Origin of the sequence: Flavobacterium sp. 2755 (assembly GCF_031455715.1) — a bacterium.
Taxonomy (GTDB): Bacteria; Bacteroidota; Bacteroidia; order Flavobacteriales; family Flavobacteriaceae; genus Flavobacterium.
The window spans coordinates 101,236-123,968 of sequence record NZ_JAVDTG010000005.1 but is presented as its reverse complement, the minus strand read 5'-3'; the positions used below and the strand labels follow the sequence as shown (position 1 = coordinate 123,968).

Sequence of the window (22,733 nt, the reverse complement as noted above, 5' to 3'; positions counted from 1 at the left end):
TCATTCATAAAAATAAAACCTTGACACTAAAATAAGTTAAATTTTACTCTTCTAAAAAAAATCAAAAAAAAAGGATAAACTAAAAATTAGCTTATCCTTGATTTCTATAGAATCATTACTTTCATAATTATTCAGAAGCTTCAGTAGTCGATTCTGATTCAGCTGCAGGAGCTTCAGGAGCAGTACCTTCAGCTTTCTTAGCTTTACCACCACGACGGCTTTTAGCTTTTTTAACTTCTTTTTTACCTCCATTGTAAAGTTCATTGAAATCTACAAGTTCGATCATCGCCATATCAGCGTTATCTCCCAAACGATTTCCAACTTTAATGATACGAGTGTATCCACCTGGACGGTCTCCTACTTTAGCAGCTACATCTCTGAACAAATCAGTAACAGCATATTTGCTACGTAAGTATGCAAAAACAATACGACGATTGTGAGTCGTATCTTCTTTTGATTTTGTGATTAAAGGCTCAACGAATTGTTTAAGCGCTTTAGCTTTAGCAACAGTAGTGTTAATACGTTTGTGCTCGATAAGAGAACAAGCCATATTAGCTAACATAGCTTTTCTATGTCCAGTCTGTCTGCTTAAGTGATTGAATTTTTTTCCGTGTCTCATTGCTATTTTAAATTTAATCCCGCAAGCGGGATTGAATTATTCTTTATCTAGTTTGTATTTAGCTAAATCCATTCCGAAAGTTAAATTCTTAACTGCAACAAGTTCATCAAGTTCAGTTAAAGATTTTTTACCAAAATTACGGAATTTCATTAGGTCATTTTTATTGAACGATACTAAATCACCAAGTGTATCAACTTCAGCCGCTTTCAAGCAATTTAATGCTCTTACAGATAAATCCATATCAACAAGCTTAGTTTTAAGCAATTGTCTCATATGCAATGACTCTTCATCATACGATTCTGTTTGTGCAATTTCGTCAGCCTCAAGTGTAATTCTTTCATCAGAAAACAACATGAAATGGTGAATTAAAACTTTAGCAGCTTCAGTAAGAGCATCTTTTGGATTAATAGATCCATCAGTTTTGATTTCAAAAACTAATTTTTCGTAATCTGTTTTTTGCTCTACACGGAAATTTTCGATTGCATATTTTACATTTTTTACCGGAGTAAAAATAGAATCTGTAAAAATCGTTCCAATTGCAGCATTTTGTTTTTTGTTCTCTTCAGCAGGAACGTATCCTCTACCTTTTTCGATTGTTAAATCGAAGTTCAATTTGATTTTAGAATCTAAATTACAGATAACAAGGTCTGGATTCAAAACTTGAAAACCTGAGATAAATTTTTGAAAATCACCTGCTGTTAATTGATCTTTACCAGAAACAGAAATTGTAACTGATTCATTATCGATATCTTCTATCTGACGTTTGAAACGTACTTGCTTTAGATTAAGGATAATTTCGGTAACATCTTCAACAACACCTGAAATAGTAGAAAACTCATGATCTACACCTTCGATACGAACAGATGTAATTGCATAACCTTCTAACGCTGAAAGCAAAACTCTTCTAAGTGCATTACCAACTGTCAATCCATAACCAGGTTCTAAAGGTCTAAATTCGAATTTACCTTCAAAATCGGTTGAATCGATCATGATAACTTTATCGGGCTTTTGAAAATTAAATATTGCCATAAATTTCGACTAAGTCAATTATTATTTGTTGTACAACTCTACGATTAATTGTTCTTTAATGTTTTCTGGAATTTGAAGTCTCGCAGGTACAGAAACAAAAGTTCCTTCTTTAAGATCATTATTCCAAGTAATCCATTCATAAACATGACTTGAATTTGATAAAGAACGCTCGATAGCCTCTAAAGATTTAGATTTTTCACGAACTGCAACTTTATCACCAGGCTTAAGGTGGTAAGAAGGAATATTAACAACTTCACCGTTTACTGTAATGTGTCTGTGAGATACTATTTGACGAGCACCTCTTCTAGATGGAGCAATTCCCATTCTAAAAACAACATTATCTAATCTTGCTTCACATAGTTGTAATAAAACTTCACCAGTAACTCCTTTAGTAGCTGATGCTTTTTCGAATAAATTTCTGAATTGTTTTTCTAAAATTCCATAAGAATATTTAGCTTTTTGCTTTTCCATTAACTGAACAGCGTACTCAGATTTTTTTCCTCTTTTTTTAGCCATCCCGTGTTGTCCAGGTGGGTAATTTCTTTTTTCGAAAGACTTATCATCTCCGAAGATTGCCTCGCCAAATTTACGAGCGATTCTTGTGCTAGGACCAGTATATCTTGCCATTTTGAATTGTTTAAGATTGAGATTATGAATTCAGGTCTTATCCTTCGATAATCTATTTTCAATCTAGGTTATACTATAATTTTTGAGTATTAAACTCTACGTCTTTTTGGAGGACGACATCCGTTGTGAGGCATTGGAGTAACATCGATAATCTCAGTAACTTCAATTCCACCGTTATGAATAGAACGGATAGCAGACTCACGTCCGTTTCCTGGTCCTTTTACATAAACTTTTACTTTTTTAAGTCCTGCCTCAAGAGCTACTTTACTACAATCTTCTGCTGCCATTTGAGCTGCGTACGGAGTATTCTTTTTAGAACCTCTGAAACCCATTTTACCAGCTGAAGACCAAGCAATAACTTCACCTTTCTTATTTGTCAAAGAAATGATAATATTGTTGAAAGTCGAAGAAATATGAGCTTCACCCGTTGATTCAACGATAACTTTACGTTTTTTTGCAGTTGCTTTAGCCATATTACTTATTATTTAGTTGCTTTTTTCTTGTTAGCAACAGTTTTTCTTTTACCTTTTCTAGTTCTAGAGTTGTTTTTAGTTCTTTGACCTCTTAATGGAAGACCAGATCTATGACGAATACCTCTATAACAACCAATATCCATTAAACGTTTGATGTTCAAAGAAACTTCAGAACGTAACTCTCCTTCAATTTTGAATGCTCCAACAGCTTCACGAATTGCTCCGATCTCGTCATCATTCCAATCTTGAACTTTTTTATCTTGGCTAACTTGAGCTTTCTCTAAAATCTCAATAGCTCTACTTTTTCCTAATCCGAAGATGTAGGTAAGTGCTATAACACCTCTCTTGTTTTTTGGGATATCTACCCCTGCTATTCTTGCCATAATTATCCTTGTCTTTGTTTAAATCTAGGATTCTTTTTGTTTATCACGTACAATCTTCCTTTTCTACGCACGATAATGCACTCGGCACTTCTCTTTTTTACTGATGCTCTAACTTTCATAGTGAATATCCTTTAATATCGATAAGTAATTCTTGCTTTTGACAAATCGTAAGGACTCATTTCTAGTTTCACTTTATCACCAGGTAATAACTTGATATAATGCATACGCATTTTTCCAGAAATATGAGCAATTACAATATGTCCATTTTCTAACTCCACACGGAACATCGCATTAGATAATGCTTCAATGATTGATCCGTCTTGTTCTATTGCTGATTGTTTTGCCATAAATATATTAAGCTACTGCTTTTCTATTTTTACCAGTCTTCATTAAACCATCATAATGTTTGTTTAACAAGTATGAATTGATTTGTTGAATAGTATCTATCGCAACTCCAACCATAATTATTAATGAGGTACCTCCAAAAAACATTGCCCAAGATTGTTGTACATCCATAATACTTACAACAATAGCTGGGAACACAGCAATCAAAGCAAGGAATAAAGATCCTGGGAAAGTTATTAAAGACATCACTTTATCAAGAAATTCAGAAGTTTCAGCTCCAGGACGAACTCCCGGAATAAAACCACCACTTCTTTTTAAATCATCAGCCATTTTGTTAGTAGGTACAGTGATCGCAGTATAAAAGAATGTAAATACAATAATTAAAGTTGCAAAAACAAAATTATACCAGAAACCAAACATATTACTAAATGCACCAACAATAGATTGTGATGTGTCTGATTTAGACAATCCAGCTACTGCTGCAGGGATAAACATAATTGCCTGAGCAAAAATGATAGGCATAACTCCAGAAGCATTAAGCTTAAGAGGAATCCATTGTCTATTACCACCTGCTAAATCTTGCTCATAGTCACCAGTTGTAGTACGACGAGCGTATTGAACCGGGATTCTACGTACTGCCATTGTAAGCAATACACAAGAAATGATTACCAATAACCACACAATAATTTCAATAACTAACAACATTGGACCTCCATTGTTATTGGTAACTCTCGTTGTAAACTCTTGAATAAAAGCTTGCGGTAAACGAGCTAGGATACCAACCATAATTAATAATGAAATTCCATTTCCAATACCTTTATCCGTAATTTTTTCACCAAGCCACATAGCAAAAATAGTACCAGTAACTAAAATGATAACAGAAGAGAACAAAAATTCAGGTGAATTAAATCCTAGTAAGAATGCACTTCCAGGTAACGTTCTGTATAAATTATAGATATAAGTTGGACCTTGAACCAGTGTAATAGCTATAGTCAACCAACGAGTGATTTGGTTAATCTTTTTTCTACCACTCTCCCCATCGTTTTGAAGTTTTTGCAAATAAGGAATCGCAATTCCCATTAACTGAACAACAATAGATGCAGAAATATAAGGCATAATACCTAAAGCAAAAACTGAAGCTTTAGAGAAAGCACCTCCTGTAAACATGTCTAGGATAGATCCTAAACCATTTTTAGTTTGTCCCGCTAAACCTGTTAATTGAGTTGCGTCAATTCCAGGCAGCGTTACATGTGCACCAAAACGATATACCAAAAGCAATCCTAATGTAATTAAGATTCTGTTTTTCAGTTCTTCGATTTTCCAAACATTACTTATTGATTCAATAAATTTCTTCATCTTAATAGATAAGTTATATAGTTACAACTTCTCCACCAGCAGCTTCAATAGCAGCTTTTGCAGTAGCAGTAAATTTGTGGGCAGTTACTTTTAATTTTGCTTTCAATTCTCCTCTACCTAAAATCTTAACGATTTCATTTTTGGTAGCTAGACGATTTGCTACGAAATCTGTCATAGAAACAGAATCAGTAATCACACCATTGTCTACTAATAATTGAAGCGTATCTAAATTAACACCTTCGTATTCTTTACGATTGATGTTTGTGAAACCAAACTTAGGTACACGTCTTTGAAGTGGCATTTGCCCTCCCTCAAAACCAATCTTTTTAGAATAACCAGAACGAGATTTTGCTCCTTTGTGACCTCTTGCAGAAGTACCACCTTTTCCAGAACCTTCTCCTCTACCTAATCTTTTATTTTGATTGTGCGTTGACCCTTCAGCTGGTTGTAAGTTACTTAAATTCATAACAGTATTTGTTATTTAGCTTCTTCAACAGAAACTAAGTGTTTAACTTTGTTTATCATACCAAGGATAGCAGGGTTTGAATCATGCTCTACAACTTGTCCCATTTTACGTAGACCTAAAGCTTCTAATCCTCTTTTTTGAGAAAGAGGGCAGTTGATTTTGCTTCTTACTTGTTTTACTAATAATTTAGCCATAATTTCCTTGAATTAACCTTTAAAAACTTTTTCTAAAGAAACACCTCTTTGTTTTGCAACAGTATGAGCGCTTCTCATTTGTAATAAAGCATCAAAAGTTGCCTTAACTACGTTATGAGGATTTGATGATCCTTGAGATTTAGATAATACATCGTGAATACCTACTGATTCAAGAACTGAACGAACAGCTCCACCAGCAATAACTCCTGTACCATGAGAAGCAGGAATTAAGAATACACGTGCACCACCAAATTTACCTTTTTGTTCGTGAGGAACAGATTGTCCATTCAAAGGAATTTTTACTAAATTTTTCTTAGCATCTTCTACTGCTTTCGCAATTGCTTCAGAAACGTCTTTAGATTTTCCTAATCCGTGACCAACTACTCCGTTTTCATCACCTACAACTACAATAGCAGAAAAACCGAAAGCTCTACCACCTTTTGTAACTTTAGTAACACGATTAACACTTACCAGACGATCTTTAAGTTCAAGACCACTTGGTTTTACCAATTCTACATTTTTGTATTTAGACATAATATATTAGAATTTAAGTCCAGCCGCTCTTGCGCCTTCTGCTAATGATTTAATACGACCGTGATACAAATAACCACCTCTATCAAAAGTGATTGTTTCGATCCCAGCTTTTAACGCTTTCTCTGCAACTAATTTTCCAACAGCAGCAGCTACTTCAACGTTAGTACCTTTTCCTATTTCTTTTTCTCTTGAAGATGCAGCTAAAATAGTAACTCCATTTACATCATCAATAAGTTGAGCGTAAATTTCTTTGTTACTTCTAAATACAGATAGTCTTGGGTTAGCAGCAGTACCACTAATCGATTTTCTAATTCTGAATCTAATTCTCTGTCTTCTATCAGATTTTGTTAATGACATAATCTTATTTTTTAAGCTGATTTACCTGCTTTTCTTCTTAATACTTCACCCACAAATTTAACACCTTTTCCTTTGTATGGCTCAGGCTTACGGAAACCTCTGATTTTCGCAGCAACCTGTCCTAAAAGTTGTTTGTCAAATGATGTTAATTTTACGATTGGGTTCTTACCTTTTTCAGATATTGTTTCTAAAGATACTTCTGGAGCAATTTCTAAAACAATATTGTGAGAATATCCAAGAGCTAAATCTAATTTTTGACCTTGGTTTGAAGCTCTATAACCAACTCCAACTAATTCTAGTTCTTTTGTGAAACCTTCAGAAACACCCACAATCATATTATTGATCAAAGATCTAAATAATCCGTGTTTTGCTCTGTGGTCTTTATGATCAGACGATCTTTCAACTAAAACTTGATCGCCTTCAACAGTTACATTAACGTCCGAAAACTCCTGAACTAATTGACCTTTTTTTCCTTTTACTGTAATAATACCGTCTTTAACTTCTACAGTTACACCAGCAGGGATTACAATTGGGCTTTTACCTATTCTTGACATCTTATCTAGTGTTTAAAATTAGTATACGTAACAAATTACTTCACCACCTACATTTAATTGCTTAGCTTGTTTTCCTGTCATCAAACCTTTTGATGTAGAAACAATAGCAATTCCTAATCCGTTAAGGATTCTTGGTAATTTGGCAGCACCAGCGTACTTACGTAAACCTGGTTTACTAATTCTTTGGATATCTTTAATTACAGGCTCTTTAGTATCTTTATCGTACTTTAAAGCAATTTTGATAGAACCTTGAACAGTGTTCGTTTCAAATTTGTAACTTAAGATATAACCTTGATCAAATAAGATCTTAGTTATTTCTTTTTTAAGATTAGAAGCTGGAATTTCAACAACTTTGTGGTTTGCAGCCACAGCGTTACGAACTCTAGTCAAATAATCTGCAATAGGATCTGTATACATATGTATTTGATTGCGATTATGGTTTTCAGGAAGCACTCTGCCTCCTGAACCTTTAATCAATTTATAAACTTTTTTAAATTACCAGCTGGCTTTTTTTACACCTGGAATTAATCCATTGTTAGCCATTTCACGGAAAGTTACACGTGAAATACCGAATTGACGGATATAACCTCTTGGTCTTCCAGTCAATTTACAACGGTTGTGCAAACGAACAGGTGAAGCATTTTTTGGCAATCTTTGTAAACCTTCATAGTCTCCAGCTTCTAATAAAGCTTTTCTCTTTTCAGCATACTTAGCTACCGTTTTTTCTCTTTTCACCTCACGGGCTTTCATTGATTCTTTAGCCATATCTTAATTCTTTTTAAAAGGTAATCCTAATTCAGCCAATAATGACTTTGCTTCCTTGTCTGTTTTTGCAGTAGTAACAAATGTAATATCCATTCCTGAGATTTTGTTTACTTTGTCAATATCAATTTCTGGGAAAATGATTTGCTCCAAAACTCCAAGATTGTAGTTACCTCTTCCGTCGAAACCAGTAGCTTTGATACCACTAAAATCTCTAACACGCGGTAAAGCAGAAGTAATAAGTCTATCTAAAAACTCATACATTCTTTCACCACGTAAAGTAACTTTTGCTCCAATAGGCATCCCTTTTCTCAATTTGAATGACGCAACGTCTTTCTTTGAAATTGTAGATACTGCTTTTTGTCCAGTGATCTTTGTTAACTCATCAACAGCATAGTCAATAAGTTTTTTATCAGATACAGCTGCACCAACTCCACGGCTCAAAACGATTTTTTCAAGTTTTGGAACTTGCATAACGTTTGTATATCCGAACTCTTCTTTAAGAGCAGAGATTACTCTACTCTTATATTCTTCTTTTAGTCTAGGTGTATATGCCATTACTATAGTACTTGATTAGATTTTTTTGAAAATCTTACTTTCTTATCTCCTTCTACTCTAATACCTACTCTAGTTGTTTCCTTAGTTTTAGGATCAATTAGAGAAATGTTAGAAATTTGAATAGAAGCCTCTTTCTTAACGATACCACCTTGAGGGTTTTTAGCACTTGGTTTTGTATGTTTTGAAACCAGGTTTACACCTTCAACTATCGCTTTATTTTTCTCACGGTAAACACGTAAAACTTTACCTTCAGCACCTTTATGGTCTCCAGCAATAACTCTTACGATATCTCCTGATTTTATTTTTAGCTTTATCATCTTAAAACGAATTAAAGCACTTCTGGTGCTAATGATACAATTTTCATGAATTGTTTTTCACGAAGTTCTCTTGCTACCGGACCAAAAACACGAGTTCCTCTCATTTCCCCTGCAGCGTTCAAAAGAACACATGCATTGTCATCGAAACGGATATAAGAACCATCAGCTCTTCTCACTTCTTTTTTGGTACGTACAACAACTGCAGTTGAAACAGCTCCTTTTTTAACGTTACCGTTAGGAGTTGCATCTTTAATAGATACTACAATCTTGTCACCAACAGAGGCATACCTTCTTTTGGTACCTCCTAAAACACGGATAGTTAAAACTTCTTTTGCTCCCGTGTTATCTGCTACTTTTAGTCTTGATTCCTGTTGTACCATAATTATTTAGCTCTTTCTAAGATTTCAACTAATCTCCAACATTTTGTTTTACTTAAAGGACGCGTTTCGCTAATTCTTACAGTATCTCCAATGTTACAGTCGTTTGTTTCGTCGTGTGCAACATATTTCTTAGTTTTCAACACGAACTTACCGTATAATGGGTGTTTTACTTTTCTTACTTCAGCAATAACAATAGATTTATCCATTTTATTTGAAGTAACAACACCTATTCTTTCTTTTCTTAAATTTCTTTTTTCTTCCATCTTTCAGCAGAATACAATTATTGTAACTCTCTTTTAGTTAACTCTGTAGCCAATCTTGCAACTGTTCTTCTAACGCTTCTAATTTGAAGTGGGTTAGCAATTGGAGATATAGCGTGAGCCATTTTTAGGTCAGCATATACTTTCTTAGTTTGACTAAGCTTTTCTTGCAACTCCGCTGCAGAAAGATCTTTTATTTCTGATTGTTTCATAATAAATATAAATTATGCTTCGAAATCTCTAGCAACGACGAATTTAGTTTTTACTGGAAGTTTCTGAGCTGCAAGACGTAAAGCCTCTTTTGCAACTGACAATGGAACTCCTCCAACTTCAAACATAATTCTTCCTGGTTTAACAACAGCAGCCCAATACTCAACTGCTCCTTTACCTTTACCCATACGTACTTCAAGAGGTTTCTTAGTGATAGGTTTGTCTGGAAATATTTTAATCCATAATTGTCCCTCTCTCTTCATATAACGAGTTGCAGCGATACGCGCAGCTTCGATTTGACGAGAAGTTAAGAACATTCCATCTTCATGTACAGATTTAATACCAAACATTCCATTTGAAAGTTCATGCCCCCTTTGAGAGTTACCTTTCATTTTACCTTTTTGTACCTTACGGTATTTTGTTCTTTTAGGCTGTAACATTTTTCTTTAGTTTAAAAATTTACTTTCTTTTACGAGCGTCTGGTTTTCCACCTTTATTAAAGTTAGATTTACCTCTAGGGGCATCTCCACCTTTACCACCGCCAGTACCAGATTGTTTTTTATCCATTCCAGCAAGTGGAGAAAGATCTCTCTTTCCATAAACTTCACCTTTCATGATCCATACTTTGATACCCATTCTACCATAAGTAGTGTGAGCTTCAGCCAAAGCATAATCAATATCAGCTCTGAAAGTTGATAGAGGAATTCTACCTTCTTTGAAACCTTCTGAACGTGCCATTTCAGCACCATTCAAACGACCAGAAATCAAAACTTTAATACCTTCTGCATTCATACGCATAGAAGCTGCAATAGCCATCTTAATTGCACGTCTGTAAGAGATACGGCTTTCGATTTGACGAGCGATGCTTGTCGCCACAAGATAAGCATCTAACTCAGGTCTTTTAATCTCAAAGATGTTAATTTGAACCTCTTTGTCAGTAACTTTCTTAAGTTCTTCTTTTAACTTGTCTACCTCTTGTCCGCCTTTTCCGATAATGATACCAGGTCTAGCAGTAGTGATAGTAACGGTTACAAGTTTCAAAGTTCTCTCGATGATTACTTTTGATACACTAGCTTTTGATAAACGAGCGTGGATATACTTTCTGATTTTATGATCTTCGGCAAGTTTATCACCGTAATCATTTCCACCATACCAGTTTGAGTCCCACCCTCTGATGATACCAAGTCTATTTCCAATTGGATTTGTCTTTTGTCCCATGCTGCTTAAGAATTGCTTTGTGTGTTATTGATAGCTCCAAGCACGATTGTAACGTGATTAGAACGTTTTCTTATTCTGTGTGCACGACCTTGTGGAGCTGGACGAAGTCTTTTTAACATCATTCCACCATCTACTCTGATCTCTTTAACAAATAATCCAGCTTCTTCTAAATTACCTTCACTATTTTTTTGCTCCCAGTTGTTGATTGCAGATAATAATAGTTTTTCTAATTTTCTTGAAGCTTCTTTAGAACTGAATCTTAAGATGTTAAGTGCTCTTTCTACCTTCTGACCTCTTACCAAGTCCGCTACTAAGCGCATTTTTCTAGGTGAAGTAGGGCAGTTATTCAATTTTGCGAAAGCAATAGACTTATTAGCCTCTTTTCTCGCATCTGCTGTTTCTCTTTTACGAACTCCCATTGCTTCTTATTTTTTACCTTTATTTTTTGCTCCAGCATGACCTCTAAAAGATCTAGTTGGTGAAAACTCTCCTAATTTGTGACCTACCATGTTTTCTGTTACGTAAACTGGTACAAATTGACGACCGTTATGAACTGCGATAGTTTGTCCAACGAAATCCGGAGTAATCATAGAAGCTCTAGACCAAGTCTTTACTACACTATTTTTACCACTTTCTACGTTTTCCTGAACTTTCTTGTCTAATTTATAATGAACGAAAGGTCCTTTTTTTAATGAACGTGCCATATCTTATTATTTCTTTCTACGTTCTACGATATACTTGTTACTCGGGTTTTTCTTAGAACGAGTTCTGTAACCTTTAGCTGGCAATCCGTTTCTTGAACGTGGGTGCCCTCCAGAAGAACGTCCTTCACCACCTCCCATAGGGTGATCAACTGGGTTCATCGCTACCGGTCTAGTTCTAGGTCTTCTTCCTAACCATCTTGTTCTACCTGCTTTTCCAGATACAACTAATTGGTGGTCAGAATTAGAAACAGCTCCAATTGTAGCCGAACAAGTTAACAAGATCAATCTTGTTTCACCAGATGGCATTTTAATTGTTGCGTATTTCCCGTCTCTTGCCATTAACTGAGCAAAAGTTCCAGCTGAACGAGCAATAACCGCTCCTTGTCCTGGACGTAACTCAATACAAGATATAACAGTTCCAAGAGGAATTCTGCTTAAAGGTAATGTATTACCAATTTCAGGTTGAGATTCTGGACCAGAAACTAATTTCTGACCAACTTTCAATCCGTTTTGAGCAATAACATAAGTTTTCTCTCCATCAGCATAAGCTAATAAAGCGATAAATGCAGTACGATTTGGATCGTATTCGATTGATTTCACTGTAGCTGGAATTCCATCTTTAGTTCTTTTGAAATCAATAATACGATATCTCTGCTTGTGACCACCACCCGTATAACGCATGGTCATCTTTCCTTGACTATTTCTACCTCCAGAGTTTTTTATCGGCGCTATCAAAGAGCGTTCCGGCTTATCAGTTGTAATGGCGTCATAACCATTCACAACTCTAAATCGCTGACCTGGGGTAATAGGTTTTAATTTTCTTACTGACATTTTTCTATCTTAGATATTGTTGTAAAAATCAATTGTTTCTCCTTCTTGTACTTGAACAATTGCTTTTTTAATTGCATTTGTCTTTCCACTGATTAAACCACTTTTAGTGTATTTAGTAGATCTATCTGGTCTCACATTCATTGTGTTAACTGAAACGATAGTCACTCCATAAGCAGCCTCAACAGCTTTCTTAATTTGAACTTTGTTTGCTTTTTTGTCAACAACGAATCCGAAGCGGTTTAGAACTTCACTTTCTTTGGTTACTTTTTCTGTTACTATAGGTCTAATTATGATACTCATACTCCTATTATTTGCTTAAATTTTCTTCGATTAACTCCAAAGAACCTTCTAAAAGCACTAAATTATTAGTGTTTAAAATAGCGTAAGTGCTTAATTCTGAGCTAGTTACGACATTAGAAGCCTTTAAATTGCGTGACGACAAATATACATTTTTATTTGACTCTCCCAACACAAATAGAGATTTTTTATTTTCTAACCCTAAAGCTTTCAAAACGTTAATGAAATTTTTAGTGTTTGGCGCATCAAAATTAAAGTCTTCAACAACGATAATATTTGATTCTTTTGCTTTGATTGAGAAAGCAGATTTTCTCGCCAATCTTTTTAAACCTTTATTCAATTTGAATGAATAACTTCTTGGTCTTGGTCCGAAAATTGTTCCACCACCTTTAAACAATGGATTTTTGATACTTCCCGCACGAGCCGTACCAGTTCCTTTTTGTTTTTTAATCTTACGCGTACTTCCTGTCACTTCAGCTCTTTCTTTTGCTTTGTGAGTTCCTTGTCTTTGATTAGCAAGATATTGCTTAACATCAAGGTATACAGCGTGATTGTTTGGTTCAATTGCGAATACTGAATCAGAAAGTTGAACTTTTCTTCCAGTATCTTTTCCGTTGAAATCTAATACTTTTACTTCCATTACTTCTGAATGATTACATAAGAGTTTTTATGTCCAGGAACACATCCTTTAATAACAAGTAGATTCTTTTCAGCAACTACTTTTAAAACTCTAAGGTTTTGAACTTTTACATTATCTCCTCCCATTCTTCCAGCCATACGCATTCCTTTGAATACTCTAGATGGATATGAAGAAGCTCCCACAGAACCTGGCGCTCTTAAACGGTTGTGTTGACCGTGAGTTGCTTGTCCAACACCACCAAATCCGTGACGTTTAACAACCCCTTGAAAACCTTTACCTTTAGATACACCTTGTACATCTACAAATTCTCCTTCAGCAAAAATAGAAACATCAATAAGATCTCCTAATTTTTGTTCAGTTGCAAAATCTTGAAATTCAACGACTTTTTTCTTAGCAACAGTTCCAGCTTTTTTAAAGTGACCTAAAGCCGCTTTAGTGGAATGTTTCTCGTTTTTGTCATCGAAACCAAGTTGCAACGCTTCGTACCCGTCAACACCTTTGGTTCTGACTTGGGTAACAACACACGGCCCAGCTTCGATTACTGTACAAGGAATATTTTTCCCGTTTTCATCAAAAATGCTAGTCATGCCGATTTTTTTACCAATTAACCCAGACATAAATATTAATTATTAATTACTAAAATTCCCTTCAATTTGAAAATAACAGAAATTTCCAAACAGGGAGTGCAAAAGTATACATTAAAATTGAATATACCAAACAGTTACAAAAATTAAATCGCTCATAATCAAAATCCAACGACCAAACCCAGTATTAACAATATGCTATATGTTCAAAAAATATTTTTTCCTCTTTTAACTAACAGATATATTATTCTTAACAATTACTTCATCTACTAAAGAAAAAACATCTTCAACAATACAAAACAGCATGCATTTTAAACAAAATCACAATAATTCATTTCTTTTAATAAATTCATTATACATCACAAACAAACCTTACACAAACAAAAAAGCGAGACATTTCTGTCTCGCTTTTGTATATAAAATATAATAAAAAATTATACTTTTATTTCCACTTCAACTCCACTTGGCAATTCAAGTTTCATTAAAGCATCAATAGTTTTAGATGAAGATGAATAAATATCAATCAATCTCTTGTATGACATTACTTCAAATTGCTCTCTCGCTTTTTTATTAACGTGCGGAGAACGTAACACAGTGAAAAGTTTTTTGTGAGTTGGCAACGGAATTGGACCTGTTACAACTGCCCCAGTAGTTTTTACTGTTTTTACGATCTTTTCAGCAGATTTATCTACCAACATGTGATCGTAAGATTTTAGTTTTATTCTGATTTTTTGACTCATTTTCTTAAAATTAAGCGTTACCTTTTGCTTTTTTGATTACCTCTTCTGAAATATTAGAAGGCGTTTCTGCATAGTGAGAAAACTCCATTGTTGAAGTAGCTCTACCAGAAGATAATGTTCTTAATGTAGTTACATATCCAAACATTTCTGACAAAGGCACATCAGCCTTAATAGTTTTAGCACCATTTCTATCACCCATATCATTAACCTGACCTCTACGACGGTTCAAGTCACCTACGATATCACCCATATTTTCTTCTGGAGTAATAACTTCGATTTTCATGATTGGCTCAAGAATAACAGCTCCAGCAGCACGTCCTGATTCTTTATAACCCATTCTTGCAGCTAACTCAAAAGATAATGCATCAGAATCCACAGGGTGGAAAGATCCATCAGTTAAAGTTACTTTTAAACTATCCACAGCATATCCTGCTAATGGACCAGTTTTCATAGCCTCTCTAAATCCTTTTTCAACAGCAGGGATATATTCTTTAGGAACGTTACCACCTTTTACAGCATTGATAAATTGTAATCCAACTGGAACTTTACCATCAACTTCATCAGCAGGCTCGATTGTAAATACGATATCACCAAATTTACCACGACCTCCAGATTGTTTCTTGTAAGTCTCTCTATGTGTTGCAGATCTTGTAAACGCTTCTTTGTACTCAACTTGAGGCTCACCTTGGTTTACTTCAACTTTAAATTCACGTTTCATACGATCTACTAAGATATCTAAGTGAAGCTCACCCATACCTGAAATAATAGTTTGACCAGAAGCCTCATCAGTTCTAACTGTAAATGTTGGATCCTCTTCAGCTAATTTAGCTAAAGCCATACCCATTTTATCAACGTCAGCTTTTGTTTTTGGCTCGATAGCAATACCAATTACCGGATCAGGGAATTTCATAGACTCCAATACAATTGGATTCTTTTCATCACAAAGAGTATCTCCTGTTTTAATATCTTTAAATCCAACAGCAGCACCAATATCTCCAGCCTCAATAAATTCGATTGGATTTTGTTTATTAGCGTGCATTTGGTAAATACGAGAAATTCTTTCTTTGTTACCAGAACGAGTATTTAAAACATAAGAACCCGCATCTAAACGTCCAGAATATGCACGGAAGAAAGCTAAACGACCTACGAATGGGTCAGTAGCGATTTTAAATGCTAAAGCAGCGAATGGCTCTTTAACATCTGGTTTACGTAAAATTTTCGTTTGATCTTCTTCTAATAAATCAGCATCATCAGGATGAATTCCTTCAATACCTTCTTTATCCAAAGGAGATGGTAAATACTTACAAACTGCATCCAACATAAATTGAACACCTTTGTTTTTGAAAGAAGAACCTGCAAGCATTGGAATGATTGCCATATCAATAGTAGCCGCTCTTAATGCATTGTTGATTTCTTCCTCTGTAATAGAGTTCTCATCTTCCATGTATTTATCCAAAAGATTTTCATCATAAGTTGCAATCTCTTCGATAAGAATAGAACGATATTGTTTTACTTCATCAACCATATCAGCCGGGATATCAACGATATCAAAAGTAGCCCCTTGTGTTTCATCATGCCATACAATAGCTTGATTTTTCACTAAGTCAACAATACCTTTAAAATCAGCTTCGTCTCCAATAGGCAAAGTAATTGCAACCGCATTCGATTTCAACATATCTTTAACCTGTCCGCATACAGCTAAAAAGTTAGCACCTTGACGGTCCATTTTATTTACGAATCCCATACGAGGAACTCTATATTGATCTGCAAGCCTCCAGTTAGTTTCTGATTGAGGCTCAACACCATCAACAGCACTAAATAAGAAAACCAAACCATCAAGTACACGTAAAGAACGATTTACCTCTACAGTAAAGTCAACGTGTCCAGGAGTATCAATAATATTAAAATGGTAAGGCAATGATTCTGGAAGTGCTTTACCTTGCTCTGTTGGAAAATTCCAAGTACAAGTTGTAGCAGCAGAAGTAATTGTAATACCTCTTTCCTGCTCTTGCGCCATCCAGTCCATTGTTGCAGCACCATCGTGTACCTCACCAATTTTATGCGACTTTCCAGTATAAAAAAGAATACGCTCAGTAGTTGTTGTTTTACCAGCATCAATGTGAGCAGCAATTCCGATATTTCTTGTATATTTTAAATCTCTAGCCATTTCTTACGAATTAAAATCTAAAGTGAGAGAATGCTTTGTTAGCTTCTGCCATTTTGTGAGTATCCATTCTTTTCTTAACCGCAGCACCTTCTTCTTTAGCAGCAGCTAAACATTCTGACGCTAAACGTTGTGCCATAGATTTTTCGTTTCTTCTTCTAGAATAAAGTATTAACCACTTCATTGCCATAGAAATTTTTCTGTCTGGACGAATCTGCATTGGAATTTGAAATGTAGCTCCACCAACTCTACGGCTACGTACTTCTACGTGAGGCATAACATTAGTTAAAGCATCTTTCCAAATTTCTAATGAAGTTTTCTCTGAATCTTGCTTTTTAGTTTCAATGATATCAATTGCATCATAAAATACTTTGAAAGCTGTAGATTTCTTACCATCCCACATTAAGTTGTTCACAAAACGCGTTACCAATTGGTCGTTAAACCTTGGATCCGGTAAAAGTGGTCTTTTCTTTGCCGCTCTTTTTCTCATGTCTTTTTCTTAAAAGTTTTAAATTACTTTTTTGCTTCTTTTGGACGTTTAGCACCGTACTTAGATCTTCTTTGCGTTCTTCCTGCAACTCCTGACGTGTCAAGCGCTCCACGAACGATATGATATCTAACACCTGGTAAATCTTTTACCCTTCCGCCTCTAACTAATACTATCGAGTGCTCTTGTAGATTGTGTCCTTCTCCAGGAATGTAAGCATTCACCTCATTACCATTTGTCAAACGTACACGCGCAACTTTACGCATTGCAGAGTTTGGTTTTTTTGGTGTAGTAGTGTAAACACGCGTACAAACCCCTCTTCTTTGAGGACAAGAATCTAAAGCAACCGATTTACTCTTCTTAGTTATCTGAGTTCTTCCTGTTCTTACTAATTGTTGAATTGTTGGCATAATTAATACTAAAAATTATTATGTTTATTAAATTCCCGCTTTTTACGGGGTTGCAAATGTATAAAATAATTTTCACTATACAAACGTTAATCTATTAATTTTCAACAACATTATTTATTAGTATGTTTTTACAAACAAACAATAGATATTTGCATACACTTTAATTAAATAAAACATTTTCTCTTGAAACAGTTTTTTAATACATTGTTTTTTTTACTTATAAGCTTTTCTGCTTATACTCAAACCTTTCATCTAAAAATAAATGGATTAAATGATATTGAAAACAAGATTATCGACTCCTTAAACTATAATACTACTCACCCAAATATTAAATCGTTATTTGACGAAATAAAAAACACTTCCGGCAAACTTTCAAAAAAGGGCTTTGTTGACAATAAAACACTAGAAAACAACAAAATAAACGATAGCACATATACTGTAATTTTCAGCCTAAAAAACAGAATAAAAAACATACATATATATATAGGTATAAATAATCATTTTTTTGATCCTGATAAAAACCAAAATGATTCCATAATTCTCCCTTATACTGAAATTGAAAACTATTTAAATGCAAAAATAATTCAAGCCGAAAAAGGCGGTTTTGCGCTAAGTAAAATCAAACTTGAAAATATCCGAAGAAAGAATTTGATAATTTATGCCGACTTAAATTTTAAATCCGAAAAAAAACGCAACCTAAATTCAATTATCCTAAATTACACAAATAGCAGTTCTGGCGACTTTTTCCCTAAAGGCCATTTAAAACAACTTAATAAAAAATACCTAAACAAAACATTTAATCAGGAAATCACAAAACAGCTTTACGAAGACATCAATAATTATGAGTTTGTTTCTCAGACAAAATATCCTGAAATACTTTTCACAAATGACTCTACCAAAATTTACACTTACGTAGAAAAAAGAAAAGCAAACACTTTTGATGGTTTTATTGGATTTTCAAATGACGAAAACAAAAAAGTAACTCTTAATGGATATCTCGACATTCTATTAATCAACACACTTCATGCCGGGGAACAATTTTCATTATACTGGAAAAGCGACGGAAACCAACAAAAAACTTTCAGCACTAAACTGGAAATCCCATATATATTTAAATCTCCGCTCGGAATAAAGGCTCAATTAAATATTTTCAAAAAAGACAGTACTTTTCAAAACACAAAAACAGCAATTGACTTGGGTTATTACATAAATTACAACTCAAAAGTATACCTAGGATATCAATCTACAGAATCAAGCGATATACAAAACACTAACAACTCAACTATCAGCGATTTTGACAATTCTTATTTCACATCAACTTTCGAATATAAAAAAACAGATTACGATAATTATCTTATGCCTAAAAAAGCATTTATAAACTTGACTGCAGGCTACGGAAAAAGAAACACAAATAACGACTTGGAAACAGCTGGATCAAGTAAACAATTTTATATAAATCTAAATACCGGCTATAATTTTGAGTTCAACAACAAAAACTACATTAACATAAATTCACAAAATTTTTATCTGCAAAGCAAAAACTACATTTCAAACGAATTATTCAGATTTGGCGGAATAAAGTCAATAAGAGGATTTTTAGAAAATAGTCTTCAGGCAAATTTCACAGCATCCATTCTTACAGAGTATCGATATATAGTTTCTTCAAATCTCTATATTAATTCAATCTTGGATTATGGAATATACCAAGACTTGACAAGCGTTTCAGACCCAAATAAAATAAAAAAATTAATAGGAATTGGAATTGGCACTTCAATTCAAACCCCTAATGGAATAATAAATATCAACCTTACAAACGGAGCCAACAAAACACAGGAATTACAATTATATAACACTATCATAAACATATGTTATAATGTTAAATTTTGACCTTTAACAAAAAAAAAAAATATTTTACTAGGAAAGTTAACAAATTATTAAGAGTTTTGCGATACTAATTCAAAATATTTAAAAATGAAACTAAAGTTCAATGGATTCTTAGTGCTTTTATTAGTACTAGTAGCGCAACTTACTTTTGCGCAAGAAAGAGCCGTTTCAGGAACTGTTTCTGACAATGCAGGAATGCCTTTACCAGGTGTTAGTGTATTGCTAAAAGGAACAAAATCTGGAACGCAAACCGATTTTGATGGTAAATTTTCTATCAAAGCATCATCAAGCCAAGTTTTGGTATTTAGCTACATTGGGATGAAAACCCAAGAAATAGCTGCAACTTCAACTACAATTAATGTAAAATTAGCTGGAGATGCACAAGAACTTGAAGGTGTTGTAGTAACAACAGCTTTAGGTATTAAAAGAGAGAAAAAATCTCTTGGTTACTCTTCACAATCAGTATCAGCTGAACAAGTAGGAACAGTACCAACTGGGAACTTTGTAAACAACTTATCAGGAAAAGTTGCTGGTCTTAGTGTAACTCAAGGTACAAACTTTGGTGGATCTACAAACGTAGTTCTTAGAGGTTTCAAATCACTTTTGGGAGACAACCAGGCTCTATTCGTAGTTGATGGTGTGCCAATTTTGAACAATAACGTAAATAGTAACGATCAAAAAAGCGGTAGAGGTGGATTTGACTACGGTAATGCTGCGTCAGATATCAACCCAAACAACATTGCTGAGATCAACGTATTAAAAGGTGCTGCTGCAACAGCTCTTTATGGATCTAGAGCTCAAAATGGTGCTATCATCATTACAACGAAAAAAGGAAAATCTAGAAACGATCTTTCTGTAGAATTTTCTTCTTCATACACAATGGCTTCTGTAGACAAAACAACTTTCCCAAAATACCAAACTGAATACGGTCAAGGATATTTTGGTCAAGTTTTTAGTTCATACCAAGGAGCTCCTAGATCTCGAAGTGGAGATGACGCTTCTTACGGGCCTAAATATGATGGTTCTCCAGTTTGGCAATATGACGCTTTCATTCCTGGATCTGATAACTTTGGTAAACAAACTCCATGGGTTGCTGCAAAAAATGGTCCAATTGAGTTTTTCGAAACTGGAACTTCAACTGTAAACAACATCTCTTTAAGCGGTGGTACAGACAAAGCAACTTACAGATTAACTTATGCTAATACAAATAGTACTGATATATTACCAAATTCATTACTAAGCAAAAACAATTTTAACGCTACTGCTACTTATAAATTTAGTGATAAATTAAGCTCTACAGTAAACGCAACTTATGTAGCTCAAAACACTAGAAACAGAAACTCAACTGGATACGGTGGAAACCAGTTAGCTGGTTTCAGACAATGGTGGGCTAACAACGTAGATCTTAATGAACAAAGAGATCTATATTTCATGAGCAGACAAAACTATACTTGGAATATAAAAGGACCTGCTAACGCAACTCCATTAGCTCCAGCTTATTGGGATAACCCTTACTTCCAAAGATATGAGAACTACAATAATGATAGCAGAAAAAGATTTGCTGCAAATGCAAGTGTAAGCTATGATGTATCAAAAGAGTTTAACTTAACAGGTAGAATGGGAACTGATGGTTTTGTTATGAGAACTGAAGACAGAATTGCTGCAGGTTCAACTCCAGCAACTCTTGGATCAAACTCAAATGGTCAAAATCTTCCAGCTCAACCATCTGGTTATGCTTTAGATATCTATGATTTTAGTGAGCAAAACTACGATTTCTTAGCTACTTATAAGAAAGACTTAACTGAAGACTTAAATCTTAACGTTCTTGTTGGTACTAACTACAATGTACAAAGTAGATTCATTAACCAACAAATGACATCAGGAGGATTATATATTCCTGGATTATATACTATTTCTAACTCTGTATCTGCTCCTGCTTTACCAAGAATTGTAGACACAAGAAAAGAAGTTTTAGGTTTATTTGCACAAGCAACATTAGGATACAAAGGAACATACTACTTGGAAGGATCTGTTAGAAGAGATGAATCTTCTGCTTTACCTAAAGATAATAATGCATATTGGTATTCAGCAGTTTCAGGAAGTGTTGTTTTCTCAAATTGGTTAAAAGATGTTGAATTCATCAATTTTGGTAAATTCAGAGCAGCTTATGCTCAAGTAGGTTCTGATACAGATCCTAACCAACTAGAGAACACATATACAGCTCGTAACCCATTTGGAACTCCTGTATACTCATACAATACAACTGCAAAAAATGCAAACTTAAAACCACAACAATTAGACAACGTGGAATTAGGGGTGAACATGCAATTTGCAAACAACAGACTTGGATTTGATGTTGCTTGGTTCCAAAACAAAGCTTACGATCAAATTTTACCATTACCTGTATCAACAGCTACTGGATCAGCTTTCAACACAATCAATGCTGGTACTTTAACAACTAAAGGTTTTGAGGTAACTTTAAATGCTACTCCTATTAAAACTGCAAACTTTGCTTGGGATGTTAACGTAAACTGGTCTAACCCTAACACTAAAGTTACTGAGTTAGCTCCTGGTATTGAAAACATTAATATTAACTCTCTACAAGGAGGTATTAGTATTAATGCTCCATTAAACCAAGATTATGGTCAAATTTGGGGAACTACTTATGTACTAGACAGTGCTGGAAACAGAATCATTGGAGACAATGGAGGATACTTAGTATCTACTACAACTGATAACAAATTAGGAACATACCAAGCTGACTGGATTGGTGGTATTAACAACAAATTCTCTTACAAAAACATCTCTTTCAGTTTCTTAATTGATGTTAAAAAAGGAGGAAGTGTTTTCTCTCTTGATCAATATTATGGATACGGAACAGGTATTTACGCAAACTCTGTTGGAAACAACGACTTAGGGAATCCTGTAAGAAATACATTAGCTAACGGTGGAGGTGAAATTTTAAAAGGTGTAATGGCTAACCCAGCTTACACACCAACAAATGGTCAACCACAATATATCAACAATACGATTAGATTAGATAGATCTCAATCAAGTCAAGTTTTAGGTACTGACCCTCCTGCTGCTGCATTCGTTTACGATGCTGGTTTTGTTAAACTAAGAGAGGTTGTGTTAACTTATAACCTTCCTTCAAGCATATTAGGAACCTCTATCAAAGCAGCTTCATTTAGCTTAATAGGTAATAACCTATGGATCATTGACAAAAGCTTACCTTACTCTGATCCAGAGGCTGGATTATCTTCTGGTAACACTCAAGGATACCAATCTGGACCTATGCCGACAACAAGAAATATTTCTTTTAATGTCAAAGTTAATTTTTAAAAAAAACG

34 protein-coding genes are annotated in these 22,733 nt (G+C 34.5%); 2 read left to right on the top strand and 32 right to left on the bottom strand.

Annotated features, from left to right (window positions below):
• Positions 1–127: 127 nt before the first annotated feature.
• The 32 genes from rplQ to rpsL form a co-directional block, all read right to left on the bottom strand.
• A complete protein-coding gene (gene rplQ / locus J2Y38_RS13265) occupies positions 128–619 on the bottom strand; it encodes a 50S ribosomal protein L17 (RefSeq protein ID WP_053470833.1) in 492 nt (163 codons plus the stop codon).
• 36 nt (positions 620–655) lie between these two features.
• Positions 656–1,648: a DNA-directed RNA polymerase subunit alpha gene (locus tag J2Y38_RS13260; protein WP_008464329.1), complete on the bottom strand. Its 993-nt coding sequence runs from the start codon at positions 1,646–1,648 to the stop codon at positions 656–658.
• A 21-nt stretch (positions 1,649–1,669) separates the two neighbouring features.
• Positions 1,670–2,275 (bottom strand): 30S ribosomal protein S4, encoded by a 606-nt coding sequence (rpsD, locus tag J2Y38_RS13255; RefSeq protein ID WP_029272055.1) that lies wholly within the window; start codon positions 2,273–2,275, stop codon positions 1,670–1,672.
• Positions 2,276–2,364: 89 nt separating this feature from the next.
• The gene (gene rpsK, locus J2Y38_RS13250; RefSeq protein ID WP_012022477.1) at positions 2,365–2,748 is read right to left on the bottom strand and encodes a 30S ribosomal protein S11; all 384 of its coding nucleotides are present in this window, start codon (positions 2,746–2,748) and stop codon (positions 2,365–2,367) included.
• An 8-nt stretch (positions 2,749–2,756) separates the two neighbouring features.
• The gene (rpsM, locus tag J2Y38_RS13245; RefSeq protein WP_089055322.1) at positions 2,757–3,131 is read right to left on the bottom strand and encodes a 30S ribosomal protein S13; all 375 of its coding nucleotides are present in this window, start codon (positions 3,129–3,131) and stop codon (positions 2,757–2,759) included.
• 2 nt (positions 3,132–3,133) lie between these two features.
• Positions 3,134–3,250, bottom strand: coding sequence for a type B 50S ribosomal protein L36 (gene ykgO, locus J2Y38_RS13240; RefSeq protein WP_002987490.1), 117 nt, complete (start codon positions 3,248–3,250; stop codon positions 3,134–3,136).
• A gap of 12 nt (positions 3,251–3,262) precedes the next feature.
• The gene (gene infA, locus J2Y38_RS13235) at positions 3,263–3,478 is read right to left on the bottom strand and encodes a translation initiation factor IF-1 (RefSeq protein ID WP_007136545.1); all 216 of its coding nucleotides are present in this window, start codon (positions 3,476–3,478) and stop codon (positions 3,263–3,265) included.
• 7 nt (positions 3,479–3,485) lie between these two features.
• Complete coding sequence (secY, locus tag J2Y38_RS13230; RefSeq protein WP_053470831.1) at positions 3,486–4,832, bottom strand: preprotein translocase subunit SecY; 1,347 nt, start codon at positions 4,830–4,832, stop codon at positions 3,486–3,488.
• 13 nt (positions 4,833–4,845) lie between these two features.
• Entirely contained in the window at positions 4,846–5,298 is a 453-nt protein-coding gene (gene rplO / locus J2Y38_RS13225) for a 50S ribosomal protein L15 (RefSeq protein ID WP_309843269.1), read from the bottom strand.
• A gap of 11 nt (positions 5,299–5,309) precedes the next feature.
• Complete coding sequence (gene rpmD / locus J2Y38_RS13220) at positions 5,310–5,492, bottom strand: 50S ribosomal protein L30 (RefSeq protein ID WP_017495010.1); 183 nt, start codon at positions 5,490–5,492, stop codon at positions 5,310–5,312.
• 12 nt (positions 5,493–5,504) lie between these two features.
• Positions 5,505–6,029, bottom strand: coding sequence for a 30S ribosomal protein S5 (gene rpsE / locus J2Y38_RS13215; protein ID WP_085950926.1), 525 nt, complete (start codon positions 6,027–6,029; stop codon positions 5,505–5,507).
• Between the two features lie 3 nt (positions 6,030–6,032).
• On the bottom strand, positions 6,033–6,383 hold the full coding sequence (gene rplR / locus J2Y38_RS13210; protein WP_053470830.1) for a 50S ribosomal protein L18: 351 nt from the start codon (positions 6,381–6,383) through the stop codon (positions 6,033–6,035).
• Between the two features lie 11 nt (positions 6,384–6,394).
• On the bottom strand, positions 6,395–6,937 hold the full coding sequence (rplF, locus tag J2Y38_RS13205; RefSeq protein ID WP_053470829.1) for a 50S ribosomal protein L6: 543 nt from the start codon (positions 6,935–6,937) through the stop codon (positions 6,395–6,397).
• 18 nt (positions 6,938–6,955) lie between these two features.
• The gene (gene rpsH / locus J2Y38_RS13200) at positions 6,956–7,354 is read right to left on the bottom strand and encodes a 30S ribosomal protein S8 (protein ID WP_029272051.1); all 399 of its coding nucleotides are present in this window, start codon (positions 7,352–7,354) and stop codon (positions 6,956–6,958) included.
• Between the two features lie 78 nt (positions 7,355–7,432).
• Positions 7,433–7,702, bottom strand: a complete 270-nt coding sequence (gene rpsN / locus J2Y38_RS13195; protein ID WP_008464305.1) for a 30S ribosomal protein S14 — start codon at positions 7,700–7,702, stop codon at positions 7,433–7,435.
• A gap of 3 nt (positions 7,703–7,705) precedes the next feature.
• Positions 7,706–8,257: a 50S ribosomal protein L5 gene (gene rplE, locus J2Y38_RS13190; RefSeq protein ID WP_017495015.1), complete on the bottom strand. Its 552-nt coding sequence runs from the start codon at positions 8,255–8,257 to the stop codon at positions 7,706–7,708.
• Between the two features lie 2 nt (positions 8,258–8,259).
• On the bottom strand, positions 8,260–8,574 hold the full coding sequence (gene rplX / locus J2Y38_RS13185) for a 50S ribosomal protein L24 (protein WP_053470828.1): 315 nt from the start codon (positions 8,572–8,574) through the stop codon (positions 8,260–8,262).
• An 11-nt stretch (positions 8,575–8,585) separates the two neighbouring features.
• The gene (rplN, locus tag J2Y38_RS13180) at positions 8,586–8,954 is read right to left on the bottom strand and encodes a 50S ribosomal protein L14 (RefSeq protein WP_007803649.1); all 369 of its coding nucleotides are present in this window, start codon (positions 8,952–8,954) and stop codon (positions 8,586–8,588) included.
• A 2-nt stretch (positions 8,955–8,956) separates the two neighbouring features.
• Positions 8,957–9,217 carry a 30S ribosomal protein S17 gene (rpsQ, locus tag J2Y38_RS13175; RefSeq protein WP_007803646.1) on the bottom strand — a complete coding sequence of 87 codons (261 nt, stop codon included), beginning with the start codon at positions 9,215–9,217 and terminating at the stop codon, positions 8,957–8,959.
• 17 nt (positions 9,218–9,234) lie between these two features.
• The gene (gene rpmC / locus J2Y38_RS13170; protein ID WP_008464297.1) at positions 9,235–9,426 is read right to left on the bottom strand and encodes a 50S ribosomal protein L29; all 192 of its coding nucleotides are present in this window, start codon (positions 9,424–9,426) and stop codon (positions 9,235–9,237) included.
• A gap of 12 nt (positions 9,427–9,438) precedes the next feature.
• Positions 9,439–9,864 (bottom strand): 50S ribosomal protein L16, encoded by a 426-nt coding sequence (gene rplP, locus J2Y38_RS13165; RefSeq protein ID WP_017495016.1) that lies wholly within the window; start codon positions 9,862–9,864, stop codon positions 9,439–9,441.
• Between the two features lie 19 nt (positions 9,865–9,883).
• Entirely contained in the window at positions 9,884–10,642 is a 759-nt protein-coding gene (rpsC, locus tag J2Y38_RS13160; RefSeq protein ID WP_012022487.1) for a 30S ribosomal protein S3, read from the bottom strand.
• Between the two features lie 5 nt (positions 10,643–10,647).
• On the bottom strand, positions 10,648–11,061 hold the full coding sequence (rplV, locus tag J2Y38_RS13155; RefSeq protein WP_007803631.1) for a 50S ribosomal protein L22: 414 nt from the start codon (positions 11,059–11,061) through the stop codon (positions 10,648–10,650).
• Between the two features lie 6 nt (positions 11,062–11,067).
• The gene (gene rpsS / locus J2Y38_RS13150; RefSeq protein WP_012022488.1) at positions 11,068–11,346 is read right to left on the bottom strand and encodes a 30S ribosomal protein S19; all 279 of its coding nucleotides are present in this window, start codon (positions 11,344–11,346) and stop codon (positions 11,068–11,070) included.
• A gap of 6 nt (positions 11,347–11,352) precedes the next feature.
• A complete protein-coding gene (gene rplB, locus J2Y38_RS13145; protein WP_035650459.1) occupies positions 11,353–12,177 on the bottom strand; it encodes a 50S ribosomal protein L2 in 825 nt (274 codons plus the stop codon).
• Between the two features lie 9 nt (positions 12,178–12,186).
• Positions 12,187–12,477 carry a 50S ribosomal protein L23 gene (gene rplW / locus J2Y38_RS13140; RefSeq protein WP_012022489.1) on the bottom strand — a complete coding sequence of 97 codons (291 nt, stop codon included), beginning with the start codon at positions 12,475–12,477 and terminating at the stop codon, positions 12,187–12,189.
• Between the two features lie 7 nt (positions 12,478–12,484).
• Positions 12,485–13,114 carry a 50S ribosomal protein L4 gene (gene rplD, locus J2Y38_RS13135; RefSeq protein ID WP_053470827.1) on the bottom strand — a complete coding sequence of 210 codons (630 nt, stop codon included), beginning with the start codon at positions 13,112–13,114 and terminating at the stop codon, positions 12,485–12,487.
• The gene (rplC, locus tag J2Y38_RS13130; RefSeq protein WP_007803612.1) at positions 13,114–13,731 is read right to left on the bottom strand and encodes a 50S ribosomal protein L3; all 618 of its coding nucleotides are present in this window, start codon (positions 13,729–13,731) and stop codon (positions 13,114–13,116) included. The genes rplD and rplC overlap by 1 nt, the downstream gene beginning before the upstream one ends.
• A 401-nt stretch (positions 13,732–14,132) precedes the next feature.
• Positions 14,133–14,438 carry a 30S ribosomal protein S10 gene (gene rpsJ / locus J2Y38_RS13125; RefSeq protein WP_007803605.1) on the bottom strand — a complete coding sequence of 102 codons (306 nt, stop codon included), beginning with the start codon at positions 14,436–14,438 and terminating at the stop codon, positions 14,133–14,135.
• Positions 14,439–14,448: 10 nt separating this feature from the next.
• A complete protein-coding gene (gene fusA / locus J2Y38_RS13120; RefSeq protein WP_309843232.1) occupies positions 14,449–16,605 on the bottom strand; it encodes an elongation factor G in 2,157 nt (718 codons plus the stop codon).
• Positions 16,606–16,615: 10 nt separating this feature from the next.
• Positions 16,616–17,092 carry a 30S ribosomal protein S7 gene (rpsG, locus tag J2Y38_RS13115; RefSeq protein WP_056200545.1) on the bottom strand — a complete coding sequence of 159 codons (477 nt, stop codon included), beginning with the start codon at positions 17,090–17,092 and terminating at the stop codon, positions 16,616–16,618.
• Positions 17,093–17,115: 23 nt separating this feature from the next.
• Entirely contained in the window at positions 17,116–17,499 is a 384-nt protein-coding gene (gene rpsL, locus J2Y38_RS13110) for a 30S ribosomal protein S12 (protein ID WP_007136570.1), read from the bottom strand.
• Between the two features lie 183 nt (positions 17,500–17,682).
• Between rpsL and J2Y38_RS13105 the strand changes: the two genes are divergently transcribed.
• Positions 17,683–19,386, top strand: coding sequence for a hypothetical protein (locus J2Y38_RS13105; RefSeq protein ID WP_309843228.1), 1,704 nt, complete (start codon positions 17,683–17,685; stop codon positions 19,384–19,386).
• An 84-nt stretch (positions 19,387–19,470) separates the two neighbouring features.
• Positions 19,471–22,725: a SusC/RagA family TonB-linked outer membrane protein gene (locus J2Y38_RS13100; protein WP_309843226.1), complete on the top strand. Its 3,255-nt coding sequence runs from the start codon at positions 19,471–19,473 to the stop codon at positions 22,723–22,725.
• The last annotated feature ends 8 nt before the right edge of the window (positions 22,726–22,733 follow it).